Here is a 15,547-nt window from a genome sequence, read left to right on the forward strand (position 1 = left end):
CTTGCCGGGTGGTGTGGGAGGGGCGGTGCCTTATGGCTCCCCCCTATCCCGATTGGGCGATTACGGATTGGCCGGCGGTGTCTCGTACCGGATATCGGTGACGTACCAGGTGACGGGGCCCTCGGGTGTCCTGACCACGGCCTCGTCGTCCACCTGCTTTTTCAGCAGCGCCCGGGCCATGGGCGAGTCGATGGAGATGTAACGCCGGTCCAGGTCCAGCTCGTCGTAGCCGACGATCCGGAAACGCCGGGTCTCCCCGTCCTCGTTTTCCACTTCCACCCAGGCGCCGAAGAACACCCGCCCTTCCTGCTCGGGGGCAGGGTCCACCACCTGCAGTTCCCGGGAGCGCCGCTCCAGGTAACGGAAACGGCGGTCGATCTCCCGCAACCGTTTCTTGTTGTACTGGTAGTCGGCGTTCTCGGACCGGTCCCCCAGGCTGGCCGCCCAGGTCACCTTGCGGGTGACTTCCGGGCGTTCCACGCGCCACAGGTGGTCCATTTCCGCCTTGAGTGCCTCGAAACCGGCGCGGGTGATCAGTTTGGCGCGCATGGGCACTCAGGCGGATTCGGCCAACGGGTCGTGCTTCTGGAGGACGTCGGTGTAGAAGAAGGCAAGTGCCTGCCTGGCCTGGTTAAGGCGGGCGCGGGACACCTGTATGCGGTCCTGGAGGTACAGGAGGAAGAGTTGTTGATCAGCACTTTCCAGCGTCTCCGGGGTTTTCGGTTGGTGGTACAGGACGAACCGGGAAATCCAGTGAAGGTACGTCTGCTCGGTCCTCTGGTTCAGTTGCCGGTTCCGGATGGCGTTCCGCACTCGTTTGAACAGGCCGGGTTCGCTTTGTTCAAGCGCTTCGGTCAGATGCATGGAAGTTTTCCTGATGGCGATGCATGGGCCTTACACCGGGGGTGCGGGCCCGTTTGTTGTTATGATGGCGGCATCATATGACAATCGTTTTAATACCGCAAAAACCCGTTCAGGCACTTCCAGGTTTCCCGGGTAATGACGAGTGGAAACGTGACACGGTTCAACCGCGAAACTCATCCAGCCGGTCGATGTAACGTTGCATGGCCTCGTCCCTGGACATGCCCTTGACCTTTTCCCGGGCGTCGAATTTCGCGCGACCGACAAAATCCATCATGCCGGGGCGCTTGCCGCCGACGTCCCCTTCCGTGGCCTGCTTGTAGAGGGCGTAGAACTCCAGCTTCAGGTCATTGGAGGGGCTGGTGTCCCCGCGACCGTTCTGGATGTAGTCAACTGCGTCGTTGAAGCGGGTTTCGAGATCGCTCATGGCCGTTCCCTTGGTGGCTGGTGACATCCGTAAACCTGAGTATAGCCCCTGCGGTCCGGGCCCGGCCATACCGGCTGGTCACTATGCCGCAGCCGCGACGGCTGATCAGGCGCCGGTATCCGCTCCGATCAGGGCCAGCAGTTGAGCGCGCGTGGCTTGCAGGATCCGGTCGGACAGTTCGGGATCGTTGACGCTGCGGGCCAGTTGCAGCCCGCCAACCATGGCGGAGAGGATCATGATGCTGCGGTCGCTGGTCTCGTCGTGGCCCAGTTCGCCGTCGATCAGCGCCAGACGGTCCTTTACGATCCGGTCCGTGGTCTGGCTGGGCTTGCCGAGCTGGCCCAGTTCCGCCGATACCGTAGGCAATGCGCAACCCTGGCCTGGAGTGTCACGGTGCCGGCGGGAGAGGTACTGCAGTATCAGGGTTGCCAGGGGCGTCTCGGTATCGTGCAACCGGGCGGTTTCCTCGTCCATCTGCCGGGCGGCCTCCTGCAGGGCAGACTCCACCAGGTCGTCCTTGGACCGGAAATGGGCATAGAAGCCGCCATGGGTCAGCCCCAGGGCCTTCATCAGCGGTTGCAGACCAGTGTTGCTGACGCCCTTCTCCCGGAACTGCCGGGCGGCTTCGTCAAGGATTCGCTGGTGGGTCTTCTCCTTCTGGTCGGGAGAATAACGCATCGGGGTGCCTCCTGGAGTATCGACGCCGCAGTACTGCGCGAGCCTGCGGCTTTATTTGCTTGCTATGTTACACCATGGGCCTATGGGGAGCAGTCCCCAATGTGCAATGTGGGCATTGCCTGCTAGCCCCGTTCCAGCAGCGTGGCTACGCCCTGACCGCCGCCCACGCACTGGGTGGCAATGGCGTAGCGCCCGCCGGTGCGTTGCAGCAGGGAAGCGGCCTTGCCGGTGATACGGGCACCGGTGGCACCGAGTGGGTGTCCGATGGCCAGGGCGCCGCCATCCAGGTTCACCCGTTCGCGGGGCATGCCCAGTTCCCGCAGACAGGCAATGGCCTGGCTGGCGAATGCCTCGTTGATTTCCATCAGGTCGATGTCATCGATGGTCAGCCCACCGCGTTCCAGCACCTTGCGGGTGGCGTACACCGGCCCCATGCCCATGATTTCCGGCGGACAACCGGCCACCGCCACCGACCGGATCCGGGCCAGGATCGGCAGGTTATGCTGATCCGCAAAAGCATCGGTACAGACCAGTACCGCCGAGCTGCCATCGGTCAGGGGCGACGAGGTGGCCGCCGTCACCGAGCCGTCGAAGGCGGGGGGCAGGCCGGCCAGGGTCTCCAGGTTGGTGCCCGGTCGGATACAGCCATCCTCCCGAACCTCGCCATCCGGCGTGGTCATGGCGACAATCTCATCCGCCAGACGCCCATCCTCCCTGGCGGCAGCGGCCCCGGCATGGGACGCCACGGCCATCTCCTCCTGCTCAAGACGGCTGACCCCATAGCGCCTGGCCACCTCCTCGGCGGTGTGGCCCATGGGCATGTAGGCCTGGGGATAGTGTTCCAGCAGTTCCGGGTTGGGGCTGTTGCTGAAGCCGCCCATGGGCACCCGGGTCATGGATTCGACACCGGCACACAGGAAGGCCTCGCCGGCCCCCAGCATCAACTGGCCGGCAGCGTAATGGATGCCGGCCATGGACGACCCGCAAAACCGGTTGATGGTGGCGGCCCCCGGGGTTTCCGGGAAACCGGCCAGGAAGCTGGCGATCCGGGCCAGGTTGTTGCCCTGCTCACCCTCCGGGTAGGCACAGCCCATGATTACGTCTTCCAGCAGCGACGGGTCCAGGTCCAGCCGGTTGACCAGCCCCCGCATCACCTGGGCCGCCATGTCATCCGGGCGCAGGTTGACCAGCCCGCCCTTGCGGGCGAAATGGAAGGGGGAGCGGGCATAGCCGGCAATCACGATATTGGTCATGGTCGTTCTCCTTACGTGTTTTTGATTTGAATTACACTCATCATATTGCGTTTATAATATGATGTCCATAATATTGGTGCGGCCAGTTGCCATTGATCTGGTGACCTCACACTGAAAACAGGAGACAACCATGGAGTATTCAGCGAACACTGCCCCGACCCAATGGGTGGATATCGACGGTGCCCGTATTGCATTCCGGACATTCGGCCGTGCCAGCGACAAACCGCCACTGGTACTGTGCCACCGGTTCCGGGCCACTATGGATGAGTGGGATCCGGTGCTACTGGACGCACTTGCCGAGCAGCGCCAGCTTATCCTTTTCGACAACGCTGGCGTCGGGGGATCCACCGGGCGCACACCGGCCAGTATTGCGGAAATGGCGGTTATCGCCGGCCGCTTCATCCATACTCGGGCGGAACAGGTGGACGTACTGGGTTGGTCCATGGGCGGCATGGTCGCGCTGGCGCTGGCCTTGGAGCATTCGGACCTGGTGCGCCGGATTATCGTGGCCGGTTCGACCCCGGGTGGTATTGAGGGCACCCGGCCAGCCCCGTCGAAGGTCTGGGAGGTAGCCGGCAAACCGGTGAATACCGACGAGGACTTTCTCTACCTGTTTTTCCCGGAGACCGAGGCCGGCAGGCATGCGGGCCGGGCACACTTGGCACGCCTGGGGCATCGACAGGAAGCCCCCCTGCCCCCGGTGGAGGAGGTCACCGTGCGGGCCCAGTTCCAGGCCCTGCAGACCCTGGCTGGCGGCACCGAACTGAGATCCCGGCTGGGGCAGATTCACCAGCCAGTGTTCATGGCCAACGGTGTCCACGACATTATGGTTCATGCCTATGCCTCCTACGCAGCGGTTGAGGCGTTGCCTGATGGCCTTTGCACGGTATACCCCGCATCGGGTCACGGGTTTCTGTTCCAGCACCACGAGCGTTTCGCTCGGGACGTAAACCATTTCCTGGCCTGACCCGGGCGCCGGTCGCCAGGGAAGGCGGCGACATTGACCTGACCTGCTATTCTTGTAACGTTCTGTCAGACATCGATAAGAAAAATACAGACACAGGAGCAGGCATGCGGGTTGTTCACAGGCAGGGAACGCTTCCGGTCGTGGCGCTGTTGCTGGGATGGGGCAATGGCGTGGTCGCGCAGGAAGGCACAACGACATCGGTTGACAGCGTACCGGACATTACCGTTACCGCTCCCCGGCTATCGAGGGATATCTACGACACCCCGGCGGCGGTGACGGTGGTTAACCAGCGGGACATCCAGCAGGGCGAGCAGAGGGTCCACCTGGATGAATCCCTGGAAGCCGTGCCCGGGCTGTTCCTGCAGAACCGGGAGAACTACGCCCAGGGCCAACGTATCTCCAGCCGGGGCTTCGGGGCCCGGGCACCGTTCGGTATCCGTGGGCTCCACATCCGCGTGGATGGCATCCCCTATACCCTGCCGGACGGCCAGGCCCAGATCGACGCCGTGGACCTGGCCAGTGCCACCCAGATCGAAGTCATCCGGGGGCCGTCCTCGGTTCTCTATGGCAACGCCGCCGGCGGTGTTATCGATATCACCACCGCCGATGGCCGCCGCATGCGGCAGTCTCCGGTGATCGACCTGCAGGGAGGCAGCTACGGCCTGTGGCAGGCGGGGGTGCGGGTCGGCGGCGAGCAGGGCGACTGGTTCTATTCCGCCAGTGCATCGGCACTGACATCCGACGGCTACCGGGACCAGAGCGAGGTGGAGAAGTACCTGTTCAATGGCAAACTGGGCTACCAACTGGATAGCCAGCGCTCCATCACCGTACTGCTCAACCTGCTGGACACCCCCAAGGCCGAAGACCCTGGCGGCCTGACCCGGGAAGCCGCCGATGAAGACCCACGCCAGGCCTGGCGCTTCTCCGACATCCTCGACGCCGGCCAGACCGTCGATCAGCAGTTGGTGGGCACCCACTATCAGGATCAGGGCCTGGCAGGCGGCACCCTGGATGCCCGGGTGTTCTACACTTGGCGCGACTTCGAGCAGCAACTGCCGTTCCCCGGTTCGAGCCTGATCAACTACCAGCGGGACTACTACGGTGGCAGCGTGCAATACAGCCGCGACAACCAATTGGCCGGGCGACCGTTTACCTGGGTGGTGGGCACCGATCTGGGCTGGCAGGAGGACGACCGGGGCCGCCGCGGTGTCAGCGCTACCGGAGAAATCACTGGCACCACCGGCGATGAGTTCCAGCAGGCCCAGAGCACCGGGGTCTTCGCCCAGGGTGAGTGGTCACTGACGGAAAAGCTTGCACTCAGCGCCGGGGTCCGTCATGACCGGGTAAGCATGGAAATCGACGACGACTTTCTCGCCGACGGCAGTGACGACAGCGGCGACCGCACCTTCCGGGAATGGTCCGGCAGCCTGGGCCTGAGCTACCGCTACCAGCCGGCCCACCAGTGGTACGCCACTGTCGGCAACGCCTTCGAAACCCCCACCTTCACCGAATTCGCCCGCCCCGACGGCAGCGGCGGCTTCAATCCCGACATCGACCCCCAGCAGGCCTGGAACGTCGAACTGGGCGCCCGGGGCCTGTTCGACATGGGGCTGGAATACGACCTGGCCCTGTTCTCCGTCAACGTCGACGACGAACTCATCCCCTTCGAAAGCCCCGGCGGCCGCACCTTCTACCGCAACGCTGGCCGCACCTCCCGGGACGGCCTGGAGGCGGCGGTCCGCTACCCCTTCCTGGACGCCTGGGAAGCCCGCAGCAGCCTGACCCTGGCCCGCTATCGCTTCGACCGCTACACCACCGACGGCGGTGACGACCTCAGCGGCAACGACCTGCCGGGCCTGCCGGAAACCCTCTGGCACGGCTATCTCTCCTGGCAGGGGCTGGGCGGTCGCTTCGCCGAAGCGGGCGCTCACTATGTCGGCGATTTCTACGCCGACGACGCCAACACCGAGGAAGTGGACAGCCACTGGCGGTTCGACCTGAAAGGCGGTGACAGCTGGCGGGTAGGGCGTGACACCACCATCGAACTCTACGGGGGCATCCGCAACCTGTTTGACGAGGACTACTACGAAAACGTGCGCATCAACGCCAGCTTCGACCGATACTACGAACCGGCGCCGGGAAGAACGTTCTACGCAGGTGTAAAAGTGGGCTTTTGATCAAGAAAAAAGCCTATCTGGTTCCAACGGAATCCGGCACCAACGTTTGACGGCTTATGGGGTGAGGGGTGTTTTCGTAGCAGGGCCATGGATGGCCCGGAGCAAGGCGGGTGCCAGGGAAGGCCCCTGAATTGCGGCGAAGAAAACACCCCTCGCCCCATAAGCCAGCCCCACAAGGCACGTAACACAGGGATGGCCTCTGAATTGCTGCGAGGAATGCTTTCCCGCCTCCCAAACCAGCCCTAGCCTATTCAGTCCGCCACAGTAAGCTGATTCCGCCCACTGGCCTTGGACTTGTACAAAGCCGTATCCGCACGCTTGATCAACCGCTCCGGGTCGCAGTCCTTCGGATTGGCCGTGGCCAGCCCCAGACTCACCGTCACACTCAGCACCTCATCGTCCACCCGCACCTCATGGCGCTCGATCGCCCGGCGGATACGCTCAGCCACCTCCGATGCCTCATCCTGACCGGCACCGGGCAGAATCACCACCATCTCCTCGCCACCATATCGGGCGGCCGTATCATTCTCCCGGGAGCTATCCCTGATCAGGTCCGCCACCTCCCGCAGCACCTGATCGCCAACCTGGTGCCCCCAGGTATCGTTGAACTGCTTGAAATGGTCCACATCAATCAGCAACAGCGACATCTCCCGACCATAGCGCAACACCCCCGCCAACTCCTGGCGCAGCATATTCTGGAAATAGTCGTGGTTGAACAGATTGGTCAACCCATCCACCGCCGCCTTGCGGGACAGCTCCAGACGCCCGGCGGCGGCCACCGCGATGATCTCCAGCGCGCCGATCCGAGCCTCGGTGAAACAGTTACTGATGTGGTTGTTCTCCAGGTACAACAACCCGGTCAGCGTCCGCTCCTTGCCCTTGCCGATAGCGATGGGCAGACACAGGATCGAACGGATGCGCTCCCGCAGGATGTACTCCTCGCGATCCAGCCCCGGCACCGGGCTGTTCACCGCCAGGGCGTCGGCCACCACCACACTCTCCCGGGTACGGCTGACATAGTTCACCGTGGTCCGGGACACCGACTCGCACTGGTCCAGGGGCGAGGATTGCAGGATCACCGTTTCATCATCATCCACCGAGGCCTCCGCCTCGATGCGCAGCTTGCCGTCACCATCCCGCAGGGCCAGGATACCCCGCTGGGCGCCGGCAAACTCGATGGCAATATTGATAATGGCCTCCACCATCCGGCTGTGGATCTGTTCATCGGCAATGGCCCTCAGTGCCTTCATCAGCGAGGTCATGTCCACCTCCCCCATGGCCATGGCACGGGTGCCGCTAAAGGTGGTGGACTGGGGTTCCCGGGACAGGTCCGGGTACTGGTGTTCAAGCTGGTCAACCTTGGCGTTTGCGCCCCAGCGCCGGTACAGGTCCCGCGCTTTCATCAGGTAGGGCATGGCAATGGTATTGCGCCCGGAACGCATGTGCATCAGGCCGCAGAGTTCACAGGCCATGGCCTGCTCACTTAAAAAGCGGTTCTCACTGGCCAGCTCGATGGCACGGTCGAAGGCCTCGTGGGCCTCGAACTCCCGGCCCTGGACCCGGAGCAGTTCGGCCTGGCACAAATGGTACTTGTTGGGAACATTGAAATGGTCGGTCTTGAGGCGCACTTTCAGGCGCTTCAGGCCCCGCTGGCCGCGCTTGAGTGCCTGCCGGCGGTCGCGACGGTTCCCGGCATTACCGGCGGCCCGCAGTGATACCAGGGTATCGAGAAACTGGGTTCGCCGGCCACCGAAAAAACCGTCGGCACCGGACCCTGGCGACAACTCGTACCTGCCGGTACCCGACATCCCGTGGGGAGTGCTGTCCATATTGAACAGGTAGTTCAGGAACACCGCCTTGGAGACCACATGATCCACCAGGGGAAGGTCCTTCGCCGCTCGATGCCTTGGCAGCAATTCCTCGATGTTGTAGTGCTCTCCCACCAGTCGGGAAGGGTGTTTGCCTAGCCCCCGCAGGTTGCAGATCATCTGTAGCCGGGCTTCCTGATGGTAGAGCATGGCACCCATGTGCAGGGCCCGGAACTCACTCAGATGTAGCCGACACAGGTTCTCGAGCCTGGACAGTTCCTCACCGCCACTAAACATGTTGTCCTCCAGTATGTTGGAGGCATGCACGGCGTACTCGAAGTCACCGTTCTCCATGCAGTAACGGGCCCCGAGGCGAAGGCTGTCGTAGGTGTTCTGGACCGGCTCCTTCCAGTGCTGGATCAGCGAGCCGTACAGGTGTTGCGCTCGCCCCCGGCGGCTGTTGAAGCGTTCACTCAACTCCAGGCTCAGCCGCCCCAGGGCCACGGCGGTGTCCGGGTCGTTCATCGACTGGGCGAACATCATCCCCAGGATGGAAAAGGTGGTGGTGGTCTCCGGTGTGTGGCCATGGTGGAGGGCAATCTCGGCACCGTTGATGCACAGCAGCGGCAACAGCATGGGTTCGGCGAACATGCTGGCGCTGCCAATACTGGCGCCGATGCGCATGGCCGCCCGGTGCTCCGGGGCGGTCATGTCCGGCAGTTCCTTGATGGCCTCCAGGTTCATGGACGTCAGGCGGCTGCGGAGCCTGAGGAAACGCAGGGTGACGTACCACTTGCGTGGGTGCCGCGGATAGGGGTGCCCGAGCTCCTTCAGCAGGGGCAGGGCCACGTCGATGGCCTGTTCCAGCTCTCCCAGGGTAATCAGGTGGCCGATCTCGATTTCATGGAAGGTGACCCGGCTGAGCAGGTCCCGGGCATTGGCCAGGCCGGCGTCAAGGAAGGAGCGCAGGGCCTTGTGGTCACCCACGTAGGCGGCGGCCTCGGCGGCGGCGGAGAAAGCGCTCAGGGCCAGGGCATAGTCATTGTCCCAGGGGGTCTTGCCAAGAAGCAGGATAGCTCGCTGGAAGTGCCCGTAGGCAATGGGATAGGACGCCGCCTGACGGGCCCTGTGGCCGGCTTCCAGGTTGAGCCGGCACAGCTCGCGCTTTTCCTGGTCGTCGGTGATCAGGCTCACCGCCAGATTCAGGTGGGTGACAATGGCAAACAGGCCTTCCTTGCGCTCCACCGCGTTCAGGTTATGCAGCAGTTGCCGGCCGATCTCCAGGTGGGCCGCCAGCCGGGTGTCCTGGTCCACCAGGTTGTAGGCGGTCTCCTGGATGCGATCATGGTTGAAGGCAAAACGCACGGTGAGCCTGCCCGGGTCGGTGTCCTGTTCCAGTTCGGTGAGCTGGTAGGCGTCGTTGATGGGGGTGATCAGCCCTTCCTCGATGGGAACATGGAGGGCCTCGGCCACCTTGGCCGGGGACATCCCGGCAATCAGCGACAGCATGGCCAGGGAGAAACGGTTGCCGGCACAGGAGGCCAGTCGCAACAGGCGCAGGCTGGTTTCGGGCAGGCGGTCCAGCTTGCGGGTCATCAGTGCCGCGACATTGTCCGTCATCTGCTGCTGGGTGAGCTGCGCGATATCCCAGACCCACTTGCCGGTATCCGGGTTGGCCGTAATATGGCCACGGGCGTGCTGGTCCTTCAGAAACTCCTCCACGAAGAAGGGGTTACCCTCGGTCTTCTGGCGGATCACCCGAGCCAGCGGTTCCACCTCGGAGTTGCTGGTCATCAGGGTATCCGCCAGCAGCCGGCAGATGTCCGGCACTTCCAGTGGAGTCAGGTCGATATGGGTCAGGAAGACATCGGTGCCCTGCATCTGCTGCAGGGTCTGGATCAGTGGATGATCCGGCGTGATCTCGTTGTCCCGGTAGGCGCCCACCACCATCAGCCGGTCGCCCTCCACCTGGTCCACCAGCAGGTCCGCCAGCCGCAGGGTACTGCTATCGGCCCACTGCAGGTCATCCAGTACCAGCACCAGGGGGTGGTCGGCATGGCTGAATACCCGGATGAAGTTGAACAGGGTCAGGCGGAACCGCTGTTCGGATTCCGCGGCGCCCACCGGTACCACCTTCGGTTGCGGGCCCATGATCAGCTTCAGCTCCGGCAACAGCTCGGTCATCAGGGCGCCGTTGGGCCCCAGGGCCTCTTCCAGTTTGCGTTTCCAGTCCGCCAGGCGGTCATTGCTTTCGGTGAGGATCTGCTGGACCAGGTCCCGCAGGGCGACGACCAGACCGCTGTAGGGGACATCCCGGTGGACCAGGTCGAACTTGCCCACGATGAAGTAGCCCCGGCGGGCCGTCACCGGCTTATGGAGTTCGTTGATCAGGCTGCTCTTGCCGATGCCCGAGCGCCCGGCCACCAGGGCCAGGGAAACCTGGTCATAGGCGGCCTCGAACGCCTGCAGTAACTGGCCCACTTCCTTTTCGCGGCCATAGAGCTTCTGGGGAATCCGGAAGTGGTCCGGCACATCCCGGGATGCCAGCGGAAAATCCTCGATCGCGGCCTGGGCATTGAGCTGGCGGTAGCATTCCCGCAGGTCGTGGAGCAGGCCGGAGGCACTTTGATAGCGCTGTTCCGCGGTCTTGGACAGCAGTTTCATGATCAGGTCGGACAGTACCCGCGGAATACTGCTGTTAACGTCGGTGGGGGCGACGGGGGTGCGGGCGATGTGGCAGTGGAACCATTCGATCGGCTCCTCTGCGGTGAACAGCGGGCGACCGGTGACCAGTTCGTAAAGGGTGGCGCCCAGGGAATAAAAGTCGGAGCGGTAATCCACCGACCGGTTCATGCGGCCGGTCTGTTCCGGGGACATGTAACCCGGCGTGCCCGGTACCGAGGTGGGGGCCTTGATGGTGGTCTTCTCCGTGCCGTATCGGGAGGCAATGCCGAAATCCACCAGCCGCACGGTGTTGGTCTTCGCGTTGACAATGATGTTGGCCGGGTTGATGTCCTTGTGGATAACGCCCCCCCGATGGACATCCTTCAGGGCGGTGGTCACGGCGAGGCCGATGCCGACGCAGGTCTTCAGGGGAATGCGCCGGTGGGGAATCAGGCGATCCAGGGACTGGCCGCCGGTGTCCTCCAGGACCAGGGCCGGCAGGTCACGGACCCGTGTCTGTTCCACAAGCCGGATGATGTTGTCGCCGTCGAGGCCGGACAGGATATCGGCCTCATGCTGGAGCATGGCGATGTCTTCGCGGGTGGCGTCGTCGGGCCGCAGGGTCTTGATGACCACCGTTTGCTGGTCCGATACCCGGATTGCCCGGAAAATCTGGGTGGCGCCGCCTTCGGCGATTTTCTCGGTCAGCCGGTAACCGGTGGGGGCTTCGACCGATTGTATGGTGGCGTTTGGGGTGGCCGCCATGTGGGGGACGCTCCTGTTGGGTTAGGGGAGTCTCCGACGAAAGTTCCGGATGCCACCAGGCCCGTTGGCGGAGGAAATCCGAAATTTTTCAAAGGCTCCCTGTAATTATTGTGGCTTTTGTTGGGACCCAAACATGTAAATAAAGGTAACGTAATGTTAGTTGCCAAAGTGTCTACTGCAGCACATAAATGGTATATCAGGTCATGGGGTTGAAGTCCCGGCAATTGGTGCGATAGTTAATAGAGATTTTTGCAGACAGAACTTTCCGGGCACACTCCCGTAAAGCATAGTCAATTCCGCCGATAGCGGGCACCCTGTTATCGGGCACCAGCCTTCACGCATTTGACGATCCTGAAAAGGAGGCAACACATGTCGAACGACAGTACCAGCGACGACAGTTTCAACACCCTCTCTTCCCTGGAGGTCGACGGCAAGACCTACCACTACTACAGCCTGCCCAAGGCAGGGGAAGCCCTGGGTGACCTCAACAGGATGCCGTTCTCCCTCAAGGTGCTGACCGAGAACCTGCTGCGTTTTGAAGACGGAGTGACGGTGGAGAAAACGCACCTGGAGGCCATGGCCCAATGGCTGAAGGACCGCCGCTCCGACACCGAAATCCAGTTCCGGCCGGCCCGGGTGCTGATGCAGGACTTCACCGGTGTGCCCGGGGTCGTGGATCTGGCAGCCATGCGTGAGGCGGTCAGGAAGGCGGGCAAGGACCCGGCCCTGATCAACCCCCTGTCGCCGGTGGATCTGGTCATCGACCATTCCGTCATGGTGGACAATTTCGGCGATGCGTCCGCGTTCAAGGACAACGTCACCATTGAGATGGAGCGCAACCAGGAGCGCTACGAATTCCTGCGCTGGGGCCAGCAGGCCTTCGACAACTTCCGGGTGGTACCGCCCGGTACCGGCATCTGCCACCAGGTAAACCTGGAGTACCTGGGCAAGACCGTGTGGCACAAGGAGCAAGGGGGCAAGACCTTCGCCTACCCGGACACCCTGGTGGGTACCGACTCCCACACCACCATGATCAATGGCCTGGGTATCCTTGGCTGGGGCGTGGGCGGTATCGAGGCGGAAGCCGCCATGCTGGGCCAGCCGGTGTCCATGCTGATTCCCGAGGTGATCGGCTTCAAGATCACCGGCAAGCTGCGGGAAGGCATCACCGCCACCGACCTGGTGCTGACCGTCACCGAAATGCTGCGCAAGAAGGGCGTGGTCGGCAAGTTCGTGGAATTCTATGGCGACGGCCTCAAGGACATGCCCGTGGCCGACCGGGCCACCATCGCCAACATGTCACCGGAATACGGCGCCACTTGTGGCTTCTTCCCGGTGGACGAGCAGACCCTCGCCTACATGAAACTCACCGGTCGTGACGACCATCAACTTGCACTGGTCGAGGCCTATGCCAAGGCCCAGGGGCTGTGGCGGGAACCCGGCCACGAGCCGCTGTACAGCGACACCCTGGAACTGGACATGGGCGAGGTGGAAGCCAGCCTGGCCGGCCCCAAACGGCCCCAGGACCGGGTGGCCCTGAGGAACATGAAGGCGTCCTTCGAACTGCTGATGGAAACCGCCGAAGGTCCCAACGGCCTGCGGGAGGAAAAATGGGAGTCCGAGGGTGGCCAGACCGCCGTCGGCGTGGAGGACAGCTACGAACACCATGCCAGCCAGGAACTGACCCTGGACGGCCAGGTGACCCGTCTGGACCCGGGCGCGGTGGTGATCGCCGCCATCACCTCCTGCACCAACACCTCCAACCCCAGTGTGATGATGGCCGCCGGGCTGATTGCCAGGAAAGCCGTCGAGCGGGGGCTGGACACCAAGCCCTGGGTCAAGACCTCCCTGGCCCCCGGGTCCAAGGTGGTCACCGACTACCTGCGGGTGGGGGGCTTCCAGGAAGACCTCGACAAACTCGGCTTCAACCTGGTGGGTTACGGCTGCACCACCTGCATCGGCAACTCCGGCCCGCTGCCGGAGCCGGTGGAAAAAGCCATTAATGACGGTGACCTGACCGTGGCCTCGGTGCTCTCCGGCAACCGCAACTTCGAGGGCCGGGTGCATCCGCAGGTGAAGACCAACTGGCTGGCCTCGCCGCCCCTGGTGGTGGCCTATGCCCTGGCCGGTAACGTGCGGGTGGACCTGACCAGGGATCCGTTGGGTACGGACAAGGAGGGCCAACCGGTCTACCTGAAGGATCTCTGGCCCAGTCAGGCGGAAATCGCCGAGGCGGTGGAGAAGGTCAAGACCGACATGTTCCGCAAGGAATACGCCGAGGTCTTCGACGGTGATGAAATCTGGCAGTCCATCAAGGTGCCGGAAAGCAAGGTGTACGAGTGGTCCGACAAGTCCACCTACATCCAGCATCCGCCCTTCTTCGAGGGGCTGGGGCCGGAGCCGGATGACATCGAGGATATCCGCGACGCCCGCATCCTGGCGCTGCTGGGGGACTCGGTGACCACCGACCATATCTCCCCGGCCGGCTCCTTCAAGGCGGACACCCCTGCCGGTAAGTACCTGCAGGAGCATGGCGTGGAACCCCATGACTTCAACTCCTATGGGTCCCGCCGGGGTAACCACGAGGTGATGATGCGGGGCACTTTCGCCAACGTCCGTATCCGTAATGAGATGCTGGACGGAGTCGAGGGCGGCTACACGAAGCATGTACCTTCCGGTGAGCAGATGGCCATCTACGACGCGGCCATGCAATACCAGCAGGAAGGTACCCCGCTGGTGGTCATCGCCGGCAAGGAATACGGCACCGGCTCCAGCCGTGACTGGGCGGCCAAGGGCACCCGGCTGCTGGGGGTAAAGGCCGTGGTGGCCGAGTCCTACGAGCGCATCCACCGCTCCAACCTGATCGGCATGGGCGTGATGCCCCTGCAGTTCCCGGAGGGTGTGGACCGCAAGAGCCTGAAGCTGACCGGGGAGGAAACCATCAGCATCGAGGGCCTGTCCGGCGATATCGAGCCGGGCCAGACCCTGACGATGAAGGTCACCTACCCGGACGGCAGTACCGAAAGCTGTGACCTCAAGTCACGCATCGATACCGCCAACGAGGCGGTGTACTTCCGCCACGGCGGCATCCTGCACTACGTGGTGCGGGAGATGATCAAACAGGCCTCATAAAACGGTCTGCCTTCACCCCTGAAACGCCGGCGGTGCACTTGCCGCCGGCGGTCTTTCATGCGACGCTCTTGGCTGAAGCTGAACGTGTTCCCGAGGACGTGCATGTCATCCCCCCAATCCCGCGATGAAATCAAGACCAGACTCAACCTGGAAACCTCCCGCATTGGCTGGCGCGAACTGCAAACCTACTACGCCCGGGGGCATGTGGTCCGCGTGGCGCCGGAACTGGATCTGCTGGATGTGGCCGCGGAATTGACCACCGACAACAAAGCCCAGTTCCAGCACTGGATGAGCCAGGATCAGGTCGGGGATGTCAGCCCGGACCTGGCCCGTGCCTGGTACGACCGGGAGGCGGAGCTCTGGGCCGTGGTGGTGGCCCCCTGGGTGCTGGTCCAGGACCGCAACGACCAGAACCTGCACTGAGCCTGTCATGAAACTCCACTACTTCCACGGACGCGATCCCCTGCACACGCTGGTGCTCCGGCGGGGCGAACGTCGTGTGGAACTGCACATCAAGAAGGTGGACAGCGGTATCTGGTCGGTGGTGGCCCTGGCCGGCGAACCGGAGGGGCACCCGGATATCACCCGTTGCCGGGGCCCCTACCACGACCAGGAGCGGGCGGGGTCCGCCCTGCGGGCGCTGACCGGCAACCTGCTGGAGCGGGGTTATGAACCCTGCCGTGAGGAAACCGCCCAGTGGACGGTACGGGCCCAGCGGCTGGCACGGGACCTGCGCCAGAAGGCACAGGCCAATCAGGGCAAGTACGTGTTTGATCCCGACCAGTTCGAACCTACCCTCTGACCTTTTACGCCCT

11 protein-coding genes are annotated in these 15,547 nt (G+C 63.2%); 5 read left to right on the forward strand and 6 right to left on the reverse strand.

The window, feature by feature from the left end; genetic code table 11:
- Window positions 1-60 precede the first annotated feature (60 nt).
- The 5 genes from greB to RO069_RS19050 form a co-directional block, all read right to left on the reverse strand.
- Complete coding sequence (greB, locus tag RO069_RS19030; RefSeq protein WP_328189639.1) at window positions 61-549, reverse strand: transcription elongation factor GreB; 489 nt, start codon at window positions 547-549, stop codon at window positions 61-63.
- Window positions 550-555: 6 nt separating this feature from the next.
- Window positions 556-864, reverse strand: a complete 309-nt coding sequence (locus tag RO069_RS19035) for a site-specific integrase (RefSeq protein ID WP_328189640.1) — start codon at window positions 862-864, stop codon at window positions 556-558.
- A gap of 160 nt (window positions 865-1,024) precedes the next feature.
- A complete protein-coding gene (locus RO069_RS19040; RefSeq protein WP_328189641.1) occupies window positions 1,025-1,288 on the reverse strand; it encodes an acyl-CoA-binding protein in 264 nt (87 codons plus the stop codon).
- Window positions 1,289-1,393: 105 nt separating this feature from the next.
- Entirely contained in the window at window positions 1,394-1,966 is a 573-nt protein-coding gene (locus RO069_RS19045) for a TetR/AcrR family transcriptional regulator (protein ID WP_328189642.1), read from the reverse strand.
- 122 nt (window positions 1,967-2,088) lie between these two features.
- Complete coding sequence (locus tag RO069_RS19050; protein WP_328189643.1) at window positions 2,089-3,219, reverse strand: thiolase family protein; 1,131 nt, start codon at window positions 3,217-3,219, stop codon at window positions 2,089-2,091.
- Window positions 3,220-3,349: 130 nt separating this feature from the next.
- On the opposite strand from RO069_RS19050, the gene RO069_RS19055 reads away from it, so the two are divergent.
- Together RO069_RS19055 and RO069_RS19060 are read left to right on the forward strand one after the other, a co-directional pair.
- Complete coding sequence (locus RO069_RS19055) at window positions 3,350-4,186, forward strand: alpha/beta fold hydrolase (protein WP_328189644.1); 837 nt, start codon at window positions 3,350-3,352, stop codon at window positions 4,184-4,186.
- Between the two features lie 104 nt (window positions 4,187-4,290).
- Window positions 4,291-6,363, forward strand: coding sequence for a TonB-dependent receptor family protein (locus tag RO069_RS19060; protein WP_328189645.1), 2,073 nt, complete (start codon window positions 4,291-4,293; stop codon window positions 6,361-6,363).
- Window positions 6,364-6,614: 251 nt separating this feature from the next.
- Here the strand turns inward: RO069_RS19060 and RO069_RS19065 are convergent, their stop codons facing one another.
- The gene (locus RO069_RS19065; RefSeq protein WP_328189646.1) at window positions 6,615-11,600 is read right to left on the reverse strand and encodes a diguanylate cyclase; all 4,986 of its coding nucleotides are present in this window, start codon (window positions 11,598-11,600) and stop codon (window positions 6,615-6,617) included.
- Window positions 11,601-11,969: 369 nt separating this feature from the next.
- Here RO069_RS19065 and acnA point away from each other — a divergent pair, with 369 nt between their 5' ends.
- The 3 genes from acnA (at window position 11,970) to RO069_RS19080 (ending at window position 15,534) form a co-directional block, all read left to right on the forward strand.
- A complete protein-coding gene (acnA, locus tag RO069_RS19070; RefSeq protein ID WP_328189647.1) occupies window positions 11,970-14,732 on the forward strand; it encodes an aconitate hydratase AcnA in 2,763 nt (920 codons plus the stop codon).
- A gap of 102 nt (window positions 14,733-14,834) precedes the next feature.
- Entirely contained in the window at window positions 14,835-15,155 is a 321-nt protein-coding gene (locus tag RO069_RS19075) for a DUF2288 domain-containing protein (RefSeq protein WP_328189648.1), read from the forward strand.
- 7 nt (window positions 15,156-15,162) lie between these two features.
- Window positions 15,163-15,534, forward strand: a complete 372-nt coding sequence (locus tag RO069_RS19080; protein ID WP_328189649.1) for a PA4575 family protein — start codon at window positions 15,163-15,165, stop codon at window positions 15,532-15,534.
- The last annotated feature ends 13 nt before the right edge of the window (window positions 15,535-15,547 follow it).

Origin of the sequence: Marinobacter sp. OP 3.4 (assembly GCF_036224885.1) — a bacterium.
Taxonomy (GTDB): domain Bacteria; phylum Pseudomonadota; class Gammaproteobacteria; order Pseudomonadales; family Oleiphilaceae; genus Marinobacter.